The sequence below is a fragment of the Alteromonas sp. 5NW40-0090 genome (assembly GCF_057552975.1).
In genome coordinates, this window is record NZ_BAAJLT010000017.1 from 1 (window position 1) to 23,070 (window position 23,070).

Consider the following 23,070-nt stretch of genomic DNA (forward strand, 5'->3'; position numbering starts at 1 on the left):
CTCAGTGAAAAAAGGAAACGATAATAGCAGGTCTAGGTAACTTCAGCAGGCCAAAACAGCGTTTGTTTCAGTACTTTCATAAAAAAATTACAGCCTTCGGCTGCTAGTAAAAATTAAACCCCTCAGAAAAAAGGAGGGGTTTATCTTCAATCTTAAGCACCTCGAAATGAGGCACTTATATTTCTAACCGTGTTTTGCACTAGGTCATTAAACAGCAGCACACACCCGTGTACCTTGGTCAATGGCGCGTTTAGCATCTAGCTCCAATGCTTCATCTGCACCACCTATTAAGTGATAAGGCATGTTTAAGCCTTCAACGATATCACGCATCGGCTCTTGGCCTGCGCAGATGATGATGTTATCTACCGGCAATACTTGGCTATTGCCTTCTACCGTAATGTGTAGCCCTTCATCATCAATTTTGTCGTAGCTCACACCTGGGATCATGGTCACGCCTTTGGCTAGTAGACCCACTCGGTGCGCCCACCCCGTTGTTTTGCCTAAACCCGCACCAACTTTAGTTGTCTTGCGCTGTAGTAAGAAGATTTCTCTCGGAGACGGCTCTGGCTGCGGCTTAACGCCTTCTATTCCCGCGCGAGCCGAGAAAGTCATATCAATGCCCCACTCTTTCATGAATGCAGGAATATCTTGGCTTGGCGTTTCTTTACCATGAGACAAGTACTCAGCGGTATCAAAACCAATTCCACCAGCGCCGATAATGGCTACCTTATTGCCAACGGGTTTCTTTTCTTTCAATACTTCGATATAGGTCAGCACTTTTTCGTGCTCAATACCTTCAATCGCTGGCGTACGCGGTTTAATGCCCGTTGCTACCATCACTTCATCGAACCCTTCATCGTTTAGCGCAGCCGCATCAACATAAGTATTCAATTTAAGGGTAATGTTTTTGTGAAGCTCAATCTGGCGTTTGAAATAACGTAGCGTCTCGTAGAACTCTTCTTTGCCAGGGATTTGTTTAGCAATATTAAATTGCCCACCGATTTCACTAGACGCATCGTAAATCACAACGTCATGTCCGCGTTCGGCAGAGGTCACTGCCGCGGCTAATCCAGCCGGGCCTGCGCCTACAACTGCAACACGCTTTTTGGTATTGGCTGGTTTTACGTTAATTTCAAGCTCGTGGCACGCACGAGGGTTTACCAGACAGCTGGTCATTTTGCCGTTAAATACATGGTCAAGACAGGCCTGGTTACAGCCAATACAGGTATTAATTTCATCGGCTTTATTTTGCTGCGCTTTGCGAACAAAGTCAGGGTCGGCCAAGAACGGACGTGCCATAGACACCATATCTGCGTCGCCGCGAGACAGCACTTCTTCAGCCACTTCAGGCGTGTTGATACGGTTTGACGTAATAACTGGAATTGAAAGCGCCTCTCGGAATTTAGCGGTAACCCACGTAAATGCCGCACGCGGTACTTTAGTGGCAATGGTTGGGATACGCGCTTCGTGCCAACCGATACCGGTATTAATAATAGTGGCACCCGCTTTTTCAATTTCTTTGCCAAGCTGCACGACCTCTTCGTAAGTAGAGCCACCTTCCACAAGGTCTAGCATCGACAAACGATAGATGATGATAAAGTTCTTGCCTACCGCCTCGCGCACGCGGCGTACCACTTCAATTGGCAAGCGTATACGGTTTTCGTATTCACCGCCCCATTCATCATCGCGGTGGTTAGTGCGTTTAGCAATAAACTGGTTAAGGAAATAGCCCTCAGACCCCATTATTTCAACGCCATCGTAGCCCGCTCGCTGGGCTTGTGTTGCGGCAGTGATGAAATCTTTAATTTGCTTTTCTATCTCGTCAGCTTCAAGCGCTTTTGGCTTAAACGGATTAATAGGCGCTTGAACCGCAGAAGGTGCAACAAGCTTAGGGCTGTATGCATAGCGACCCGTATGCAGTATTTGCATACAGATTTTGCCGCCCGCAATGTGCACTGCGTCAGTCACTTCTTTGTGGTTTTTAACTGCTTCGTCTGTATCTAAACGAAACGTTGACGGATGAGTAGCGCCCTCTTCATTTGGCCCAATACCGCCGGTAACGATAAGCCCTACACCGCCTCTGGCACGTTCGCCGTAGAATGCCGCCATACGCTTGTGGCCATCGGGTAATTCTTCTAAGCCTGTATGCATAGAGCCCATGAGCACGCGGTTTTTAAGGGTAGTAAAGCCTAGATCTAAAGGACGAAATAAATGAGGGTAAACGGGATGATCGGTAACGGTCTGATTCATGATACATTCCTGAAAGTTGTTTTGGCTTGGTAAAAGCCGTTAAAAAGCCTGTTTAAATATTCTTATTTGATGCGTTTCTATAGTAGAAGCGCTCTTTATCTAAGTGTTTACTTAATTTAATTTGCTACTTAGTTTATGTAATAGAGATCGTGTCGCGTGCCAGCCTTAACGTATGCTAATCATCATTGGGCCATCAATGGGCAACTAGCTACAAGGGAAACGCGCTTTCACACATAAACTTACGAATTCATTTTCTTAATGGCTGGGTGTAATGGCGGATATTCCGGAAGCCTTTTGGTTTTCTGCGCTTCCATGGCTTTAAACACATCTTCCATTTGGAACATGCCCGCTTGCCATGTGGCCATATAGGTCAAGCTCTCTGCCACCGTGTGTTCTACCGCGTAGTTAATCATAGTCTTAGTGCCTGAAACTGCTAACGGCGAATTCATTGCAATCTGCTGCGCTATTTTCATTACCGCGTCAAGCATGGAAGTTTGGTCATCGAATACCTGATTCACAAAACCAAGTTGCTGCGCTTCTGCGGCCCCAAAGTTGCGCCCGGTATAAGCCAGTTCTTTAACTATGCCAATGGGAATGAGTTTTGGAAGTCGCTGAAGCGTGCCGACATCGGCTGTCATGCCTAACTGGGTTTCTTTAATAGTAAAAAAAGCATCTTGTGTGCAATAGCGCATGTCACATGCACTAAGTAAATCTACTGCACCACCAATCGCCCCACCCTGTACGGCACCAATAACCGGCATACGTGCCTGCTCTATGGCGGTAAAGCTATCTTGAAGCAACATCACCATACGGCGCATGCGCTCAGCTCTGCGCGACGGGTCGCCCTTAAAGTCTTCTTTCATATTCAGGAACACCGATAAGTCCATACCGGCAGAGAAATGCTTACCCGTAGATGAAATAACAATAACACGGGCGTTACCTTCATCGTCTATTTCACGAATAGCCGCTGGCAATTCGGTCCAGAACTCTGGGATCATGCTGTTCATTGCATCGGGGCGATTAAGTACTACGTGGGCAATATGGCCCTCTTGTTTTACTTCTAATGTAGAGTACTTCATGGTTTGCGCTGTCTCCTTGGGCTGTTCCTGTTAACAAATTTGCAAACTAGACAGCGTCAAGATAAAAGGCTATGTTGACAGTGTCAAGATAAAACGTTATCTATTCGTCTCAATTTTTAAAATGGAAACATTGGATTTATGGCTAATGCAGTACAAAGCTACCATCACGGTGACCTACGCAGCGCGCTGATAGAGGCAGCAACTGTGCGTTTATCTGAGCACGGCGTTGATAGTTTATCGCTTAGAAAGCTGGCAGAAGATGCCGGTGTGTCACGTACTGCGCCCTATCACCATTTTAAAGACAAGAGTGCGCTTTTAAGCGCCATTGCAGCCAAAGGCTTTAGCGATTGGCATACCGCAGCTAAACGAATCTTCGAACAAGAAGACAAAACACCGCAGGCACGTTTCCGCGAATTTGTGCACGAATACATTGGCTACGCTGCTGACAACCCAGAAATGTACGAATTGATGTTTGGTCGCACTATTTGGCAAAACCAAGCGGCGACCAACGATCTGAAAGATGTTGCATTTCCCTGCTTTCAGTTTCAGGTGACGATGACGCGCTATTGGCAAGATAAAGGGCTTCTCCCAAATAATCAGGATGCGCTGAGACTCGCACAGGTTACATGGGGCACGTTACACGGTATAGCGCGTTTGCTTATTGACGGTATATACGCTGACAGCAGTCATATCGAGGAAATGTGTGATTGTGCAGCAGATTTGTTTATGCAACAGCAGGTGTAAACATCTTATCGACACAACAACTTGAATTTAGCGTTGCGCTTGTACGGCGCGAAAAGCGTTTAACTGCCTAGAGCGGGAAAATAGCCTAGAGCGGAAAAATACCCTAGAGCGGTAAAGTGGCCTTTAAGATTCGACCAGCACTGAATGGTAAAAGTGCTGCAAGCAAATGGATGCTTAGAACGGATGAATTGCCAGAGCGAGACAAAGACTCGCTCGTAGCACTTTTTTAGTTACGCCGATTCTGCTTTAGCCATAGATACTGGCTGACCTTCGTGCGTCGCTTTAATAAACTCAGCAGCACGTTCAGCAATCATGACGGTGGGCGCATTGGTATTGCCGCCAATTAGGCTGGGCATCACCGAAGCGTCTACCACTCTAAGACCTGCTATACCTCTTACTCGCAACTGAGTATCAACCACTGCCATCTCATCGTCATCACTGCCCATTTTACAGGTACCAATTGGGTGATAGATAGTTTCAGCACGCTCACGTAAAAACTCTAATATTTCTTCATCTGTTTGTGCTTCTACCCCAGGATATAGTTCACTGCCTTGGAACTTGTCGAAGTCTGGTGCAGATAGCAGCTTACGGGCAATGCGCACACCTTCAATCATGACCTGCTGATCTTCCTCTGCAGTCAAATAATTGGGGTCAATAAGGGCTTGATCAGCAGGATGGTTGCTTTGAAGCGAAATAGTGCCGCGGCTTTTAGGGTATAGACAGCATACGTGAAGGCCATAACCGTAACCAAAAGCTAACTGTCTTCCATGGTCGTTTAAAATTGCCGGTAGAAAGTGAAACTGGATGTCTGGACCTTGTGTCGCTAAGCTTGAGCTAACAAAGCCACCTGCTTCGGCAATGTTGGACGAGAAAATACCTTTGCGCCTAAACGCATAGTCTGCAGTGGCTTTTACGTAGGAAGGCAAGGCCCCTAACGCCACGGCATAGCCCTCTCTCGCTTTACAGGTATATTGTACGATTGCATCAAGATGGTCTTGTAAGTTTTGGCCCACACCAGGCAAGTCTTGCTGTACAAAAATACCTTTGTCTTCTAACTCTGCTCTGGGCCCTATACCTGAAAGCATAAGAAGTTGTGGTGAATTAATCGCGCCGCCACAAAGGATAACTTCGCTTTTAGCAAAATAACGATTAACTACGCCTTTTTCACGTACCTGAACACCAATTGCACGCCCCTCTTTTAACAGCACTTTTTCGGCTGCGACTCTTGTAAGTACAGTTAAATTGTTGCGATGCTTGGCCTGCGTTAAATATCCCTTCGCCGTTGAACAGCGCTGTCCGTTGGCCTGAGTAACATGGTAATAGCCTAGCCCCTCTCTATGGTCTCGGTTAAAGTCATCAAGCTGTTGATAGCCGGCAAATGACGCTGAGTTCACAAATGCGTCAGACAGCACGCTGGTATGCCTAAGCTTGCTAACATTCAGTGGGCCGCCTGTGCCGTGGTATTCATCAGTACCTTCTTCAAAATTCTCAGAGCGTTTGAAATAAGGCAGTACATCATCAAACGACCAACCTTCAGCCCCTTCTTCATTAGCCCAGCGATCGTAGTCTTCTTTTTGCCCGCGAATATAACACATTGCGTTAACCGAACTGCTGCCGCCCAAGGTTTTACCGCGTGGCCAGAACAGTTCTCTGTCATACATCTCTTTTTGGGGTGCCGTGTGATAACCCCAGCCAATCCCCTCAAATCTACTGAGTAAAGATAATCCAAACGGGATATGAATGAGCGGATTAGTATCCTTTGAGCCAGCTTCTAATAGCAAAATATCTAACGCGGGGTTTTCTGATAAACGGGTGGCAAGCACCGCGCCCGCAGAACCGCCGCCTACAATAATGTAATCGTATTTGCTCAGTACTTCGCTCATTTCGCCAACTCCTTGAGGGCAAGACTATTAAATGTTAAAAAAACGTTGTGGTACGACCAGATTACCAAACAACACTTCGCCAAGAAAAGACTTAAATTGTAAGATTTAAAAAATCTAATAATCCTGATAACTTAAGTGCTATAACGAAGTAGCCCCTACTCTGAAAAAACTAACAACAAGCCACCGCCTAGTAGAATTAGGCTAAGAATGAACGTTGACCCAAAACCTATCATTTAAAGACAAATGCAAAGTCTACCTTGCGCAATGGCTTGTGAAATGGGGCAAGCTGACGCACGACGACTTTACGAAACCTGAGCTTCACGACCTCATAAAAGGCAGTTTTCCCTACTCATTCACATTCGATATCCCCATGGGAACCGGCACGGTTACCGTGCTTGAAGGAAATATCACGCTCGATAGTGAAAGCAACCGTATTGGTCTGCAGTGCCTCGCTGCGCTTAATATTGTGGTTGCCACCACAACTATTTATCGCGCTCATGTTGTGTTTACCGTGTCGGCTTCACCCTATTACGACAAAAATATAAGTACACTCTATTTAACTGGTGTCGCCACTGACAGCGTCACCTTAGTTAACGATGATTACGCGTTGATTAAAGACACGCAATTTCTGATATCGCGATTTTTCCCCAAAAGCGTTAATTCTTTGCTTGGGGGCTCTTTAAAATCAGCGTTATCACTGTTTAGTGCCGGCACATCCGATATGGCTGCAGACTATCTAAAGGTCTATTTATCTGGCTCGAAACAAGCAGTGTTGGACTACCACATACCTCTCATTAACAACGCCATTAAAAAGCAAATTAAGCAAGAAGACTTAAGCCATACCATGCGTAACGACCATTGGCGCGAGGTTCTGTTCTCAAAAGCTGGCCAAAACGTGCGTGTAGAAGACGACGCTCTGCGCTTTTACCTCATTGAATGACAACGCTTAGTGTTTGAAACAATGCACGCTAGTGATCTGACACTATAGAAACAGGAACGGTGTCCACCTGTTCACCAATATCGTCGATGTTTAGCCTTGGGTCGTCCACACTTGCTTCTAGCATATCGAACGCCTCTTCGACGTAGCGCGCTAACGGCTGTAGTGATTCAATATTCTTATTGCAACACACTAAGCCCACATTTGCAGTGCCTGCATATGTCATAAGCGTAATATTTACCCCGCCACCTGGCGTCATGGTAGAAATAGGATAGCAAGCCAGAAGCTCTGCATCTTTTAAATACCGCGTATCTTTTGGTCCTGGTACATTGGAGATTAAGATGTTGGCAATGGGTTTGACTACGCTAGATAGCCTTAACCACTCAAAGACCAGTGCAAGCGATTGAATAACAATGGTATAGCCGCTAAATGCTGCAGGCCGCGCGTGCTGCGCTGCATGTTTTACAATGCGGTGGTTCACTACGATTTGGCGCAAGCGTAAATAAGGATCAGTTTCGCCGTGAGCAAGCTGCACCGGCACAATAGCTATCTTATTGCCTGTCGTTTTCTCGCCGGGTTTACGCAAATTAATTGGCATATTGGTGAACAAGGCTTTTTTAAATACTTGCCCATGGTCTTGCAGCAGCTTATGTACGCCAATATCAAAGGCACATAGCAACACCTCGTTTGCCGTGGAGCGCGTTCGCCTTGCCAGGGCTTTCACCCGCTTAAAGTCTAAGTCCATGGTCGCCACAGCCCTTCCCGCTTTCACTTGTCCAGTCAGCACTGTTTTTGTACCGGTAAAAGGAATAGGCATATAATGTGGGTTTACTCGCAGCACTTTCATGAATATGCGAATAAAGATGATTAGTAAATCGAGCGCGGTTTTAAGCGCGTAGCCCACTCCCACTAAGCGCTTGTAAAAGCTCACAGGCTCTCTGCGCTTATGACGTAGTCGTTTTACCGCCCATACTGGTGTGAACTTAGTCTCGTGAGAGTTTGATACATAACCCGCTTGGAACCAACGCACTAAGGTTGCCCCATCGCCATACATATGATGAACCCGCGCATAAATGGCAAACGTTTCGCTGTTGTCATCAAAGATGAAATGGTATTGCCAAAGGGGCTTGTCGGGATCTAACCGCGAAGCATGTAGTCTTGCTACAAACGCATCGAGTGCTTCGCGGTTTGTGACATCAGCAACACGATGAATTTGAACGTGATAATCCATGTTGAGTTTTTTTACCGGCGCAAACCCCACCGGGTACCCCAATACCGTTTTTACCGCACAGTTGAAGGGAGAAGTAGCACGGGCAAAGCTTCTTATTTCTTGGAATAATTGAGGGACATATTCGGTACTTTTTGCCCCTCTAGGTATGGCAAGTAGCTGCAAGCAAGCTACGTGTTTTGGATTCTCGTCTGACTCTGTTATCCAAAATGACTTATCTAAGAAACTGAGCGTTTTTGCCATTACTATTCCTTTACGCGAAGTCGAGGGGTGACGGGGTTGAGGCATCTCTCATAAAGTCATGAGAGTCGAGCATCTGTTCTAACTGCTGTTTTTGTTCATCGGATAGTGTCAACCTTGGCAATACGCTTACCATCATTAGCGACAAGGCATGATAGCGCTGCATCGTACTATCCATATGGCTGTTTAATTCATCAAATTGACAAGACTGAGTGATGATTAAGGACATTAAATCCACCATAAGTGCCCTGTCTGCCTTTGAGGCAATAAGAATGTCTCGTTTCGATAGTGACTCAAAAAGAAACGCTAATTGTTTATTTAAGCTAGACAATATGTGCTGTCTAGGACGCACGATACTGGGATATTTTTCCGCTAAGTCAGCTGGGCTACGGTAGAAAAAGCGAAATACATGAATACTATCTATAAGCAAATACAGGTAATACATAATTTCTTCAGGATGAAGTGTATCGAGCTTTTCTCGACTTAGTATCTTCTGCATCTGCTGCTCATGCATTTTCATTAACGCGTTGACTAGGCTGTCCTTGCCTTTAAAGTGGTAGTAGAGATTCCCCGGACTAATATCCAGCTCAATGGCGATATCAACACTAGTAACGGTGTTTTCGCCGTGCTCATTAAATAAGGTTAGCGCGGTGAGTAGTATTTTCTGCGCAGTTTTCATAATTTAGTTCAATCCTTTGCCAACCCAGTGCATTAATTTTTTATTCTTGAAACACACTACATAAACACCAGATAGAGTTGAGCAATACCAGCTACCATACCTAGAATAGCGCCGGTTACGATGAGCTTCCACTCATCCTGTTGATACGCTGGGCGCAAAACGCCTTCAAATTCTTCAACACTTAACGCCTGCATGCGCTCACTTAAATCGTGCCCTATCTGCATAGCATTATTAGCGTAATCAAACGCATAAAGCAGATACTTATCAGAATTATCAAATATCTGACGTACCGCTAGTGCTTTCATTTTATGATAATTTTCTGACCCCACACCCAACGCAAAATACGGTTGCGCTATGGCCACATAGCGTTCAATAGCGTCGTTGACATGAAGCTCAATGAGTTCTAAAAGCTGGGCTGAGCCTGAACCATGCAAGATTACATGGGTGATGTTTTTAGGTGTTATAAGTTTTTCTTCAATAATGTTTGAATAGACCTCAGACACTTCTTTTTGGCGCTTTAAAAACATACCTTGAATAGTAATCGGCCCCAGTTTTCTTGGGCGTTTGGGTTCGAATATTATCTTGATGGCAATCCAGTTGGTGGCATAGCCCACAAGCAATCCACCTAACGGTAGAATCCACCATGCTTGATAGAAATACCAAAGCAGCATGGTTGGTAAGCCGAATAGGAAACCGAAATAAAAGCCGGAGCGCACTATAAACGGAAACTCTTTGCTGCCTGCCGTTAAGAAAATTTCATTAACGAGCTCGGGCGCATTCACCAGCTGCTCTACCACCAGCTCTTTAATATCTAAAATTTCTGAAACATTGTGCTGAAAGTCGTCCACCATCTTATGAACCACATTAGGAATGTCATTTTCGATACGTTGATAAACTAAATTCTTGCCTTGTACAGGCAAAGCTGCCCAAAGTTGAGGCGCTGATTCGGCCATTACGTCATTGACAACTTTGCGAATAACCTGCCCTAAGCGGCGCTCAATAGCCTTCGTTAGCTCATCTGCATCTAAGCGCTGCGCTAATTCTTCAACACTAAGCAATTTGCCTAAAACTAGTTCAACCTCAATCTCGGCCATTTGGCGGCGCTTCGCAGGAATGAGTCCCTGCCACCCTAAGAGAGGCTTAATACCAACGAATTCAATGGGGTAAAACATCATTTTTACCGCCAGATAGTTGGTTAGCCATCCAACAATAGCGCTAATTAAAGGAATTGATAGCAGACTTAGCGTTTCAAAGTTCCATTCCATACTACGAACATGCGGTCCAATTTGTTATTTTCTCTCTCAGGCTACTGAGTGCTTATGAAATGGTCAATGTAAAAAACAAAATTACTGCTAATTGTTGATTGAAAACAATCTTATGAAAGCCTAACAATTAAAAGATACCGCCTTGAGTAACACGCTAAAAGCACCAAGCGGTTAATTAGCAGAAGGGTTTAGGTAGTGAATTCTAAATTTACACCATACACTCAAGATAGCGTATAGAGCGCTATTGATACGTGCAGGCTTACCGAATGCTTTTAGTAAATGCCGAAAAATGCGCCACATAGTAAACAGCGTTCAAAATACGTATTTTTCCTTTTACTGGTGTTAGCCGCGCTTATTCGCTTGTCATACACGAAAGGCAGCAGCGCTCATCAATTTATATAGGTTATCGTTATGGCAGTATTCGATTTGCGGTTAAAGAAGCTTGAACATGAGATTGAGCATGCAAGCAGTTACGATGAATATGAGGCCGCATGCCTATCGCACGATGCGCTGTCTGGCGCTGAAGAGTGGAAAACGAAAGATGCTAGCGATGACTACGACTACAAGCTTATTCGAAAGCGTGTTCAACGCCTACAACTGGCTAGAAGCAAAGGCGATCTACATGCGCTGATGTCCATACTGCACGAGGGACTGCACGGCAATTTAGGCAATATCGCCAACCCTGTTCTGCTCACCCATTGCAAAATCGGCACTAAGTACCTTATTGAACAGTTTATTGATGAAGTCATATTGGCGCTAGAGCAGATCTATAACGCCGATGAACGCGATGTGGATTTCTATGAAAAGCTATCGTTTTTTGACGAAACCGCCCATGCCTTCGGGCGAAGTTGCCTTATGCTTTCAGGTGGCGCTGGCTTAGGCTTTTTCCACGCGGGCGTGGTTAAGTCGTTAAACGAAAAAAACTTGCTGCCTACGGTAGTGTCTGGCTCGAGTGCTGGGTCAATCATCGCAGCCATGTTGGGTACGCGAACGCACGACCAATTATTAGAAGCACTCAGCGCCGACTTTATTTACGAGACTTTTAAGCATTGGCGAAGCTTTGCCGGTCTTGGAAAGAAAGGGCTATTTGATAGCTCAGTGCTTGAAAACGCGTTGATTGAATTATTCGACCTCACTACCTTCGAAGAGGCTTTTAAAAAAACAGGGCGCCACATAACAGTAACGGTATCCCCTGCCGACCTTCATCAACATTCGCGCTTGTTAAACGCTAAAACCTCACCCAATGCCATTATTACTCAAGCGGTACGAGCATCCTGCGCGGTCCCTGTGATTTTTAGCCCCGTGCAGTTAAGAGCGAAAACCCTCTCAGGTGATATAGTGCCTTATATCCCTAATCGTCGTTTTGCTGATGGTTCAATAATGGCCGATCTCCCCTTTGAGCGCTTGGCTAGACTATATGGTGTAAATCACAGCATCGTAAGCCAAACAAACCCCTTAGCAGTGCCGTTTATATCTGCAAACCGCATTGATCCCAACTCGCTTTGGGATATGTCGGCACGTCATATTGGGCAATTGGCAAAGACTAATAGTATTTTCGCTATCGATGTCATTGAGCGCTTAACTGGGAATAAAAGCGCTAAGCTAGCAATTCACAAAGTACGTTCTATTATTGATCAACAGTATGTCGGCAATATCAATATTTTACCCAAGCGCCAAATACGAAATTTATCGCAGGTATTGTCTAACCCAACCCGTGAAAGCATTAGCCAGTTAATTGTCAGTGGAGAGCGGGCTTCATGGCCGCAACTACATGTTATAAAAAGAAATACCAAAATTAGTGAAAATTTACGGTATCATTTAGGCCAATTGAAAAAACGTGAGGCAGTGGAGCTCGGACATGAGGTTAAGTAACCTAATGCAGCGCTGACCTGACCTGGATTATCCAACACAAAACAAGGGTAATTCGCAGCATCATTTGAAAGGACGACGGTGAGCGCACAAAGCCAAAACCCCGACAGTATTTACACGCAGCAAGTAAAGCAGCTTATCAACATGATTTATCCTAAAGATACGGGCTATGGCTCGGTTTTTGAGGATGCCAGTCATTATTTTTCAGTTACTCCCACTTTAGAGCAGCATATTGAAGACTTAAAAGCTCAGCTTAAGCGGATAGAAGGTAATAAAGACAAAGAGGTGCTTGCTGAGCAGCTTAGCAAGCAGATAAGAAATAGTTCAGAAAAACTGGAAGAAGAGCGCCTAGCAAGACTAGAACGACTTGACGCTGTAAGTACAAAAATTATTGAGCTTTGTGAGGGTGACAATTGGCAAGAAACGCAGCAGCTCAGTGCAAAGCTACTGGGTACACTCATGTTGCTCACACGAGGCCCTGAGGGTAGTTTTGCTAAAGTGCACATGCGCTTCAAGCCGCTCTACAAGGCTGTTTTAACGTTGCGCTTAGTCGATAGACTTTTAGAGCACGATACAATTGCCCACAAATATTTATCCAAGTACCGTGAAGCCGCCTCTCGCTTTCGCGGAAACCGCTATTGGCGAGATAAATGGAAAATTGAGCTTGGACGCCCTCTAATCACCGCAGCGCTTCTGCAAGATATTGGCTTACAAAGCCCTGCTGCACAAACCATATTAAAAGGTGAAAACGGCGACCTAGATGAGTTTCGTTTATTAGATGAATCTCAGCGGAAAGACCTGCTGAAGCTGAACTATCACTTTACCTTACGTTACTTATCAGATGGTTTAGGACAGCCTAACTACGTAGGTAACAACAAAGAAGAGAGAGACCGTTTCAATAAAACTCACAAAGACGCTAGCGAGTTTTTGCTGAGTTTGGTTAAAGACGCCTTTGTGTCAAAATCCGGCTTAGGCGAAATTGTAAAGATCCCTCAAATTTACGTTTCCATCGTACTTTCAACCAAGTCAGACTACTCACGAATGAGCCTACCCAAGGGGTATATGCTAATTGAGCAACTTGCGAAGAAAGGGGGCCTAAATAAACAATTAGCACAGGACTTTGTTGAACTTGTGGGCTACTTCCCTCAAGGCTTCGGTATTACTTATATTCCGGTAAATGAAAAAGGACAAGAAAAGGACCAATACGAATGCGCCATAGTGATTGGTCTCAACCCAACAAATCCAGCCGAGCCTTTATGTAAAGTGGTGACAAGAAATCAGAAGTACATAACCAGCGGTGCGCAAGAAATCATTCCAAAAGGCAGAAACCTATATTTCCCTGCGAACAGAAAAAAGCTAATGCGTGTGGGTCAAGACAGGTTAGGCGAGATCATGAGCCAGCTATCGAGCAACTTTACGCCCGATGCTCTTGACGATTTAGTACCGAGCTTCTGGGAGCCCTACGATTTTTTCGGCTTTAAAAAACACCAGAATTTGTGGGCGAAGAACAATTAGCGAGTAAATATTCTTCTATAAAAATATGATAAAACATGGACTGGACGATACGTTTTTATGACTATCGAGGTAAGCCGAGCACAGCTTAGAAAAGCAAGATTTGGGGTCTTTCTTGTCGCTTTAATTGCGTTAACTTTTGTCATCGTCTTCTCAATACAAGTATTTAAAGGGTTAGCCGGCCCAATCTCTTCAATAAACTGGGTTCCCACCAAAGCAATTCTAATAAATGTATATCTTGACGAAACGATTACAACAACGACTAGGGATAATCAAAGTCAATATACCTTGTATTCGCCTCGTATTTTGTACAAATATGTAGTTGACGGCCAGGTACATATCGGAAGAAAAGTTACTTGGGATGATATATATGACGATGGCTTTATGCTTGAATTAGGGTATGAGTTAAAGAGAAAGTTTGCAGCTTCTGAACCAATTGAGATTTACATAAACCCGAATAACTTGGCACAGTCGGTTTTGATCAAAGGTATTATTTGGGAACATATGTCGATGTTGCTTGTCGTTTTTCTTATTTCTTGGTCGGTCTTTCTTTGGTTAGTGTACATTCTTATTTTTAAGTTGAAGTATAAGCATTGATTACTTTGAACGAATCTCGTTACACTTGAAAGGCTACTGTTGGCACATACAGTTCGCTTACTTATATTGTTGACATCCCCGTTTCATATTTTCTTTAACGCCTCTGCTGAAAGACGTAAAACCAAACTCAAATACAACTATCTCTATGCGTAGCCTACGGCATTAATATTTCTTATACTCGTTTTTATTATTCAAAAGGGAATTTAAGTATGAAAGCGGATGACGAAATTACTATTACAGGAGAACTAGCTGCCTCTAGTTTTTGCAACGCAAATTTAAATATTAATAAAGATGCCGTCACTATTACTCCTAGTTTAAGAGCCTATTTGTTTGAATGGGTAATGCAAATTTTCTGTTGGGCATGCTGCATATTTATGTCGGTTAAAGTTTGGCAATTGGAGCCAAACCTTGATTCGAAAACCGAATTCGTTGTTGTCGTGCTTACACTGGGGGGACTCTTTAGTTTAGGAACGGCATTGATATGCAGAAAAAGCAGAAGAAAATTCTATTTTGACCTAAACGAAAAAGCGCTGAACGTCGGCAGGTCGCATAGTCCGAAAACTAAAGTTGCTTTTGATTCGTTTGAAAAGCTTCTGTTAGTTACACATCGAATATATACATCTAGTGGGTCACTTACTTGTCACGAGCTAAGCGTTTTAACTAATAACCAAAAACGAATCGCGTTAATGTATCACGGTGATTATTACGCAATACAAAATGATTCAGATATACTCGCGAAAATACTGGGATTAGAAGTGAATAATTTAGAGACTTGATGCTGCCATTCATTATTTTTGAATTTACTGAAAGACAATCTACAACACCTCTGAGACGAAGCTGCGCCAATTAATGCATATGCGTGTAATTGGCGCTTATATCAAAAGCGACTTCTAGCTATCTTCAGTGCTTTTACTCGTCGTTTTTAGCGGTTTCAGATGAACTCGATGTACTTTTAGTCGTACTTTGGGCCGGTGTAGTTTTGTTACTCGCCGTTGTTTTACGTGCTGTGCTCTTAGCTGCAGTTGACTTCGCTGCAGTACGCTTACCAGCTGTTCCAGTAGACGCTTTTTTAGTTGTGCTCGACGATGTCGTCACAGGCTTTGCCGAACTCGTTTTGCGAGTGCGTGTAGTTGAAGAAGAGGCACTGGGCGACTTAGCCGGAGTACTTTTAGATGCTGTCTTCTCAGGTGCAGTTGCCTTGCTCGCAGTGCTTGCCGCTTCTGCTTTTTTAGCCGCTTCTTTTGCAGCTAACAGGGCTACCTGTTCAACGAGCAAATCAACTTTTGCACTCAGCATTTCAAGCTGCTGTTCTTTCTGTTGACGTTTTTGACCACCTGATAATGCTGAAAATAGTGGCGTTGATGCCACCAGCTTTTGTGCAGTATCGACTAAAGCGAATGGATTAAGCGTACGTCTTAGTTCACTCTCCACCTCCAGACCTTTAACCTGCATGGCGTTAATGGTCTCTTGGGTGTCATCAATTTTCTGGCTGACCACACCTGCGGCTTGATCGAGCTTTGCAGACAATAGGTCTGAGCCGGCAAAAAGCCATCCAAACAAGGGAGATGATTTTAATGGTGAAGCGTTGGTACCGTTTAACATTGTCAATTCTCTTTCGACAACAGGCACAGCTTCTGGATTAGGGATATTTTTGTTGCTCATAACGCCTCCGATATGGAGATTTGTAAGCATGGCAATGTAAGAAATGTTCGAAGCTTAGCCTAAAAGCTTCCTTGAGAGCTCGGCTTAAGCCTAAACGCTCGGCTTTCATTGCCACTCAATTGCAATTTATTCTAATACCCTTCTGTAGCGAAGTAGCATATAGAAATTGCATATAGGGCACCGCAAGCGGTGCCCAAAAGAACCTATGCTTTACTTGCTTGCAGCCAGTTTTGCAACGGCTTCAGTCAAAGCGTCAATTTTTGCTGAAAGCTCTTCGATACGCTGATCTGCAGGTTCAGAATCTAAACCAAGCTTTTTACGAACGTCAGCTACACGGTTTTCTACATCGTTAGTGGTAGATTTAAACTTGCTTTTCGCGTCGTCTTCTAAAGTTTCGCCTTTAGTCACAAGCTCATCGAACATTTTGTTCGCTTCTTCGCTTAACTTCTCGTAACGCCCCTGCGCTTCCTCAACGCTTTTACCATAAGCGCCTAGGCCTGCTAACCAAATTTTACGCGCCATTTCTTCGGCTTCGTTAATTTTGCCTTTGATTGTATCAGTAGTAGTCATGTTCAGCTCCTATGAATGCTAAATTTGAGTGTGTTTCAACACCATGATTAGACTTTACGCTTAACAATTAGAATCCGCATACTAAAAACGTAAAAAATTAAAAAAGCCCAAAAAGCGTGTGCTTATTTGGGCTTAAATATTGAAACGCTTCTTTTTGAAAAGTGAATCAACTCAAGAAAGAACTGATGTCAACTTCCTAAAAAGAACGCGGCTTCTTACAGCGGTACACCTGCTAGATGCAAAACAAAGGCATATTCTAGGGCCGTTGATTCAAAACGCTTGAAGCGTCCTGACGCGCCGCCGTGCCCTGCTTCCATGTCGGTCTTAAACAGGAGTAAGTTATCGTCTGTTTTATACTCTCTAAGCTTCGCTACCCACTTCATAGGCTCAAAGTATTGCACTTGCGAATCATGCAACCCTGTGGTCACTAGCATGTGCGGATAATCTTTAGCTTCTACTTGATCGTAAGGCGAGTAAGACAGCATGTAATCAAACTCATCTTTATTGGCTGGGTTGCCCCATTCAGTATACTCACCTGTAGTCAATGGAATAGTCTCATCGCTCATGGTGGTAACCACATCAACAAACGGCACGTGGGCACTCACTCCTTTGTAAAGCTCAGGGGCCATATTTACAACCGCCCCCATTAACAAACCACCAGCGCTTCCGCCCATTGCAAATACGCGATTTTCATCAGCATACTGCTGAGCAACTAAGCCTTTTGATACATCAATAAAGTCGGTAAATGTATTCATTTTTTGATGCATTTTGCCGCTCTCATACCATTCACGCCCCAACATTTGTCCACCGCGAATGTGTGCAATGGCGACCACAAAACCTCTGTCTATGAGTGAAAGCCAGCTGCTCCTAAATGTAGGGTCGATAGTTGCACCATATGAGCCGTAAGCATATTGATATAGTGGATTCGTGCCGTCTTTTTTAAACTTATCTTTTCGATAAACCAAGGACACTGGAACCATAGCGCCATCGCGCGCTTCAATCATCACGCGCTCAGACGCGTAAGCTGAAGAATCAAAGGTGTCAGATACGCGTGTTTGCTTCATAACTTCACTTTCAAGCGTATCTAAGTTGATATCAATAATAGAGCCTGGCGTAGTCAACGAGCTGTAATAGATCCTAAGCTTATTAGTATCCATTTCAGGGTTGGCATTGAAGTACGCACCGTAAATCGGGTCTTGAGTTGGAATAACCTTTTCTTCATTTGAAGTAAGATTATGCACAACCATGCGCAGCATGCCGTTTTCTTTTTCTTTCACAACCAGATGGTTTTTCATCACTTCAATACTTTGAAGAAAGACCTCTGGACGATGTGGTACTACTTCTTGCCACTTTGACAGGTCGCCAGTGGCGTTCAGTGGCGCCTTCATTATTTTGAAATTTTTTGCATCAATGTTGGTTAGAACATAATAACCGTCACTTGCTTTTGCTACGCTATATTCCTGCCCGTCTTTAATAGGTAGGAATACATCAGGTTGAGATGTAGGGTTATCTGCATCAATCACCGTCACGCCTGTTTTGTCAGTGTTAGAATGATGAATATAAATAACGCTGTCGTCTTTGCTTTTACTAATATAGGTATAAAACGTCGGGTCGCTTTCTTCGTAAACTAATACATCGTTCTCTTGTGAAGTACCCAGCTTGTGTCGATACACTTGATAGCCTAAAAGGGTTTGTGGGTCTTTTTTCACATAGAATAAATGTTCATTGTCATTCGCCCATACGGCCCTGCCTGACGTTCCCTCTAGCACATCGTTTAGCTTTTCATCGCTTTCCAGGTTTTTCACATATACGGTATAAATGCGACGACTAAGTGTGTCTTCTGAGTACGCCATTAGCATATTATTACTGCTAACCGCGTAGCTACCAATGCTGAAATAATCATGCCCTTCAGACATAACATTCGCATCAAGCAACACTTGCGGCGCTGCATCTAGCGAGGGCTTCCTCAAATAAACAGGATACTCATTTTCCCCAGAGTAACGGGTGAAGTACCAGTAGCCGTTATCAAACACAGGTACTGTCGAGTCGTCCTTTTCAATACGAGAAACCAACTCTTCATAAAGTGCCTCTCGGGTCTCTCCAAGCGGAGCTAGAACTGTTTCTACGTAGCTGTTCTCCTGCTCTAAGTGCGCCAATATCTCTTTATCGGTCCGTGAATCGTCGCGCATCCAATAATAATTGTCATTTCTGGTAACGCCATGGGCCGACATTTCGTAAGGCACTTTTTTCGCTACTGGTGCATTTACATTCGTAGTTAACATAACTGATCGTACTGTTTTATCTACTTTTTGTTCTACGCTGTCCGATTTGTTCTCGACACCACAGCCCGACATCAGCCCCCCTGCGGTAAGTGCTATCCATAGATATTTCATTATTTTTCCTTTTTAACACTTTTGGAATCACTGCACATTACGCATTTTTAAAAGACGTAATTCTGTTAAAAATATTTTCAAAATTGTGTGACGAAACGCGCAGCATAATTATATTGAGTATATATAAATGCAACTTAGGTTCTAGCATTATTGTCTTGTAGTTAATCGCTAGGGACCGTATTAAATGTTAAAAAATACACAAGCTCTCGTCAGAGGTGAACAAAAAGCTCCGCACACAAAAACGCCGCTTATCTCAAGAGAAATAGGCGGCGTATATACGATTTTTATTATTTATCGTGTGGCAGCGCGTCTACCAAGCTTGTAGCATCAGTCAACTAGGTCTTTAGGCATTTCATCGCGAATAGCCTGCCACACCTTGCCACTTTCAATACCGTAGTTTCTAACTACCACTGGAACTCTGTCGTACTCGCCCTTCTCTGCAACTTCTAGCAAATCTGCGTAATACTTCATCGCAATATCTCGGGCCGGCTGATGTGAGAAAAAATAACCGCCGATTCGCGAATAAAGTCCGCGGAAGCCGTTCATCATTAAGACAAATACGTTATTGTTTGAGGCAAGCGCTAGATCGTGAGTCATTTGATAATCGAATTGAGCAAACGCCAAGCCTTCTTGCTCTACATTTTTATATCTAGCAATGATATCTGCAGACGCTTGAGGATTGTTACGAATGGCGCCTCGGATGAAAACTGCACTTAAATTCGTGCGAGCAGCAAGCAGATTATCGACCAATTCCGGAATGCCTTCTTGGTCCAAGCGAGCAAGCGTCTCGAGAATGTTAAGACCGCAGGTTTCCCAGAAATTATTTACCTTAGTTGGCTTGCCGTGCTGAATGGTCAACCAGCCATCACGAGCTAAACGTTGTAGCACTTCTCTTAACGTAGTTCGCGTTACACCAATTAACTCAGAAAGCTCTCTTTCTGCAGGCAAAATGGTGCCAGGTGGAAATCGTCCACTCCAAATAGATTCAACAATATATTCTTCGGCGAATCCGGCTGGACTCTGTGCCTTATAAATCATAACTAATCGCCTGCACGTTATTGTTATTTTGCAACTGATTGTACCAGATGCTGTTTTATTATCACAATGAATAATGCTTCGTCCACAAAAGCTTTTAACAACTCGTTAATATTAAAGTGGTATTTCAGACACTGCGCAGCGCCCGCTGTATAATTTATGTTCGAAACATTCAGCATTTTCACATTCAATGATAATTATCATCAAAAAAGTGATAAATATTCAGTGACTTTCACATGGTGGGGTCTGTGAATTGCTTTCTCAAGGCGTTAATATCATGTACGCTTAATTTCCGACTATAATGACAGCAACAAAACGGCGGTTAGACGATTTAAAACGTACAGCACCAGCAGTTTATGTATGCAATAACCGGAACTACACAGTATAAAGATGCGCAAAATGCGTACTTTGTTGTAAAAGGAACAGGAACTCATGCAAACCTCAATGATCGCGGCGATCTATAAGAACTTCCTGGGACACGCGCCCGACTGGTATAAAAAAACCATTATTGCCTTTCTCATTGTTAATCCCTTCATCTTCATGGTGGATCCCTATATTGCTGGCTGGACGCTTGTCATTCAGTTTATTTTCACGCTAGCAATGGCGCTTAAATGCTACCCGCTTCAGCCAGGTGGGCTTCTGCTTATTGAAGCCATGTTTATCGGCATGACAACACCCAGTCACATGATGCATGAGATTGAAGTGAACTTAGAGGTACTGCTACTGCTTGTTTTCATGGTTGCAGGCATCTACTTCATGAAAGACTTGCTTATGTACTTGTTTACCAAACTGGTTATTAAGGTACGCAATAAGCTGATACTGTCGCTTTCATTCATTTTTGCCTCTGCGTTTTTATCTGCATTTCTAGATGCGCTAACGGTAGTGGCGGTAATCATCAGTGTAGGCTTGGGCTTTTACTCTATTTATCACAAAGTGGCATCGGGCAAAGAGTTTCACTCAGATCATGATCACACCAGTGATGACGAATTGGGAAGTCACGACTTAGAAGACTTTAGAGCGTTCTTGCGCAACCTAATGATGCACTCAGCGGTTGGTACTGCTCTGGGTGGAGTAATGACCATGGTAGGTGAACCCCAAAACCTTATCATTGCTGACAAAGCAGGTTGGGATTTTGTAGAGTTCTTTATTCGCATGGCGCCCGTAACCTTACCCGTGTTTGTATTCGGTTTGTTAACCACCGTAGTGTTAGAAAAAACCGGTATGTTCTCGTACGGTGCCAAACTACCCTCAGCAGTTAGACAAATTTTGGTTGATTACAACGATCATATGGACAAAGGCCGCAGTAAGCGTGAAACCGCTAAGCTGGTAGTACAAGCGCTAATTGGTGTTTGGTTAATAATCGGCTTAGCTACCCACATGGCGTCGGTAGGTCTTATCGGGCTGTCTGTAATTGTGCTAGCCACTTCAATGAGCGGTGTTATTGAAGAACATGCTCTAGGTAAAGCATTTGAAGAAGCACTACCTTTCGCTGCACTACTTTGCGTTTTCTTTGGTGTAGTAGCTGTAATTATTGACCAAGGCCTATTTCAGCCAGTTATCCATTGGGTACTGTCGTTTGAAGGCGAAACGCAAATGGTCATGTTCTATCTTGCCAACGGTGTGCTTTCGATGGTCAGTGACAACGTATTTGTAGGCTCGGTTTATATCACTGAGGTAACGGCTGCCCTGCAAGCTGGCCAAATTACTCGCGACCAGTACGACATGCTTGCGGTAGCGATTAACACAGGTACAAACTTACCAAGTGTTGCAACGCCTAATGGTCAAGCAGCCTTCCTGTTCTTGTTGACCTCAGCCATCGCACCTCTACTTCGTTTGTCATACGGCCGCATGGTTATGATGGCGTTGCCGTACACTATCGTACTTACTATTGTAGGTTTGGTAGCAACGTATATCGGACTTGCCGATGCCACTCAGTGGCTTTACGACATGCACCTTATTGAGCACCACACTGCTGTTGAAGCAGGCGCCCAAGCGGTAGGCCATTAATTCATGCGCGGTATCATTCACGGCATAAGCCAGTGGGCAGAGCACAAGTCTTCGTGGCTTGTGCTTTTTGCGTCATCACTAGCATTGGAAATTGCTGCCCTTTACTTCCAGTACGGCATGGGTCTAAAGCCCTGCATTATGTGCATTTATCAGCGTACTGCAATGTACGGTATTGTATTATCAGCACTTATCGTCCTAATCAAGAATAACGGTTTCACTCGTATGATCGGCTTCGCTGGTTGGGCTGTTTCTGCAGGATGGGGCTTCTTAATTGCCAAAGAACATGTGGGTATTCTTAATGCAGCAAATCCATTTTTTGCTAGCTGTGAAATAGTGCCTAATTTTCCGTCATGGCTTCAACTTCACGAGTGGTTGCCCGCAGTATTTGCTGCTGAAGGTGACTGTTTAGAAGACTCGTGGCAGTTTTTGTCTATGGGAATGGCAGAGTGGATGCAAATTATCTTTGCTGCTTACTTTGCTGTATTTGCCATTGTATTTGCATGCCGTTTGCTGGATAAGAAGCCCTTTTGATCGACTTATCCATTCTGCCTTCTCGCCTTCCTCCCATACATACTGAGCAAGGCCCAATTAGCATTCAGCGCATCGCAGAGAAACACTGCAATGCGCTATGTGATGCGGGACAACAATCTATTCACCATGTAAAGCCTTGGTTTGGCTCTGAGGTTTGCCCTGTCACGCCAGCATTGTCAAAGCAGTGTATAACTAATATGGAAAAAGCCCGTCAGACAGGTTACGGTCTTACGTATTTGTTAATGCATGATGAAAAGTGTTTGGGCATGGGTATTATCAACCATATTCATCACACCCATTTAGTCGCAAATCTCGGCTACTGGTTAAGACCCGACGCCTGCAGTAGAGGCTTAGCGACGGCGCTGTGTGAAGCGCTAAAAAAGCTTGCGTTCTCTCAGATGAATTTGCATCGTTTAGAATGCTTTATTGAGCCAAATAATAAAGCAAGCATTCGTGTTGCCGAGCGAATTGGCGGCGTGAAAGAAGGGCTGTGTAGAAAACGCGTGTTCGGAAGAGACGCGCTTCTTTATGCACTAACCACCTAATCAGCTTAAATGTGCAACCAAGCCACCAACAGGCCTAATATTTT

Annotated in this window: 19 protein-coding genes; 9 read left to right on the top strand and 10 right to left on the bottom strand. The window is 44.1% G+C overall.

All coding sequences use genetic code 11. From position 1 onward, the window contains the following. Positions 1 to 207 precede the first annotated feature (207 nt). Positions 208 to 2,250, bottom strand: coding sequence for an oxidoreductase (locus tag AC27KT_RS18720; protein ID WP_487132455.1), 2,043 nt, complete (start codon positions 2,248 to 2,250; stop codon positions 208 to 210). A 239-nt stretch (positions 2,251 to 2,489) separates the two neighbouring features. After that, a complete protein-coding gene (locus AC27KT_RS18725; RefSeq protein WP_487132457.1) occupies positions 2,490 to 3,329 on the bottom strand; it encodes a crotonase/enoyl-CoA hydratase family protein in 840 nt (279 codons plus the stop codon). A gap of 138 nt (positions 3,330 to 3,467) precedes the next feature. Here AC27KT_RS18725 and AC27KT_RS18730 point away from each other — a divergent pair, with 138 nt between their 5' ends. Beyond that, the gene (locus AC27KT_RS18730) at positions 3,468 to 4,073 is read left to right on the top strand and encodes a TetR/AcrR family transcriptional regulator (protein WP_487132459.1); all 606 of its coding nucleotides are present in this window, start codon (positions 3,468 to 3,470) and stop codon (positions 4,071 to 4,073) included. Between the two features lie 230 nt (positions 4,074 to 4,303). Here the strand turns inward: AC27KT_RS18730 and AC27KT_RS18735 are convergent, their stop codons facing one another. Further along, the gene (locus AC27KT_RS18735) at positions 4,304 to 5,956 is read right to left on the bottom strand and encodes a GMC family oxidoreductase (RefSeq protein ID WP_487132461.1); all 1,653 of its coding nucleotides are present in this window, start codon (positions 5,954 to 5,956) and stop codon (positions 4,304 to 4,306) included. Between the two features lie 214 nt (positions 5,957 to 6,170). On the opposite strand from AC27KT_RS18735, the gene AC27KT_RS18740 reads away from it, so the two are divergent. Next, complete coding sequence (locus AC27KT_RS18740) at positions 6,171 to 6,896, top strand: DUF1439 domain-containing protein (RefSeq protein ID WP_487132463.1); 726 nt, start codon at positions 6,171 to 6,173, stop codon at positions 6,894 to 6,896. A 28-nt stretch (positions 6,897 to 6,924) separates the two neighbouring features. Here the strand turns inward: AC27KT_RS18740 and AC27KT_RS18745 are convergent, their stop codons facing one another. From AC27KT_RS18745 to AC27KT_RS18755, 3 genes are read right to left on the bottom strand one after another with little or no spacing between them, the layout of a single operon-like run. Continuing rightward, complete coding sequence (locus tag AC27KT_RS18745; protein WP_487132465.1) at positions 6,925 to 8,364, bottom strand: wax ester/triacylglycerol synthase domain-containing protein; 1,440 nt, start codon at positions 8,362 to 8,364, stop codon at positions 6,925 to 6,927. Positions 8,365 to 8,374: 10 nt separating this feature from the next. After that, positions 8,375 to 9,040, bottom strand: coding sequence for a TetR/AcrR family transcriptional regulator (locus tag AC27KT_RS18750; protein WP_487132467.1), 666 nt, complete (start codon positions 9,038 to 9,040; stop codon positions 8,375 to 8,377). 56 nt (positions 9,041 to 9,096) lie between these two features. Beyond that, entirely contained in the window at positions 9,097 to 10,305 is a 1,209-nt protein-coding gene (locus tag AC27KT_RS18755; RefSeq protein ID WP_487132469.1) for a DUF445 domain-containing protein, read from the bottom strand. A gap of 411 nt (positions 10,306 to 10,716) precedes the next feature. Between AC27KT_RS18755 and AC27KT_RS18760 the strand changes: the two genes are divergently transcribed. The 4 genes from AC27KT_RS18760 to AC27KT_RS18775 all read left to right on the top strand — a co-directional run bounded on the left by AC27KT_RS18760 (position 10,717) and on the right by AC27KT_RS18775 (position 15,059). After that, complete coding sequence (locus AC27KT_RS18760; RefSeq protein ID WP_487132471.1) at positions 10,717 to 12,177, top strand: DUF3336 domain-containing protein; 1,461 nt, start codon at positions 10,717 to 10,719, stop codon at positions 12,175 to 12,177. A gap of 78 nt (positions 12,178 to 12,255) precedes the next feature. Continuing rightward, on the top strand, positions 12,256 to 13,689 hold the full coding sequence (locus AC27KT_RS18765; protein ID WP_487132473.1) for a hypothetical protein: 1,434 nt from the start codon (positions 12,256 to 12,258) through the stop codon (positions 13,687 to 13,689). A 57-nt stretch (positions 13,690 to 13,746) separates the two neighbouring features. Next, complete coding sequence (locus tag AC27KT_RS18770) at positions 13,747 to 14,283, top strand: DUF3592 domain-containing protein (RefSeq protein WP_487132475.1); 537 nt, start codon at positions 13,747 to 13,749, stop codon at positions 14,281 to 14,283. Positions 14,284 to 14,492: 209 nt separating this feature from the next. Continuing rightward, positions 14,493 to 15,059, top strand: a complete 567-nt coding sequence (locus AC27KT_RS18775) for a hypothetical protein (protein ID WP_487132477.1) — start codon at positions 14,493 to 14,495, stop codon at positions 15,057 to 15,059. 133 nt (positions 15,060 to 15,192) lie between these two features. Here AC27KT_RS18775 and AC27KT_RS18780 read toward each other — a convergent pair whose 3' ends face one another. The 4 genes from AC27KT_RS18780 to fadR form a co-directional block, all read right to left on the bottom strand. Next, on the bottom strand, positions 15,193 to 15,945 hold the full coding sequence (locus AC27KT_RS18780) for a hypothetical protein (protein WP_487132479.1): 753 nt from the start codon (positions 15,943 to 15,945) through the stop codon (positions 15,193 to 15,195). 210 nt (positions 15,946 to 16,155) lie between these two features. Further along, the gene (locus tag AC27KT_RS18785; protein WP_025255732.1) at positions 16,156 to 16,515 is read right to left on the bottom strand and encodes a phasin-related domain-containing protein; all 360 of its coding nucleotides are present in this window, start codon (positions 16,513 to 16,515) and stop codon (positions 16,156 to 16,158) included. 215 nt (positions 16,516 to 16,730) lie between these two features. Then, positions 16,731 to 18,908 carry a S9 family peptidase gene (locus tag AC27KT_RS18790; protein ID WP_487132481.1) on the bottom strand — a complete coding sequence of 726 codons (2,178 nt, stop codon included), beginning with the start codon at positions 18,906 to 18,908 and terminating at the stop codon, positions 16,731 to 16,733. Between the two features lie 327 nt (positions 18,909 to 19,235). After that, on the bottom strand, positions 19,236 to 19,946 hold the full coding sequence (gene fadR, locus AC27KT_RS18795; RefSeq protein ID WP_474873515.1) for a fatty acid metabolism transcriptional regulator FadR: 711 nt from the start codon (positions 19,944 to 19,946) through the stop codon (positions 19,236 to 19,238). Positions 19,947 to 20,375: 429 nt separating this feature from the next. Between fadR and nhaB the strand changes: the two genes are divergently transcribed. Genes nhaB through AC27KT_RS18810 form a run of 3 tightly spaced genes read left to right on the top strand, consistent with a single transcriptional unit; the run spans position 20,376 to position 23,026 of the window. Continuing rightward, positions 20,376 to 21,950, top strand: a complete 1,575-nt coding sequence (gene nhaB / locus AC27KT_RS18800) for a sodium/proton antiporter NhaB (RefSeq protein ID WP_487132484.1) — start codon at positions 20,376 to 20,378, stop codon at positions 21,948 to 21,950. A gap of 3 nt (positions 21,951 to 21,953) precedes the next feature. Beyond that, on the top strand, positions 21,954 to 22,481 hold the full coding sequence (gene dsbB, locus AC27KT_RS18805) for a disulfide bond formation protein DsbB (protein WP_487132486.1): 528 nt from the start codon (positions 21,954 to 21,956) through the stop codon (positions 22,479 to 22,481). After that, a complete protein-coding gene (locus tag AC27KT_RS18810) occupies positions 22,478 to 23,026 on the top strand; it encodes a GNAT family N-acetyltransferase (RefSeq protein WP_487132488.1) in 549 nt (182 codons plus the stop codon). Before dsbB ends, AC27KT_RS18810 begins: the two co-directional genes overlap by 4 nt. The last annotated feature ends 44 nt before the right edge of the window (positions 23,027 to 23,070 follow it).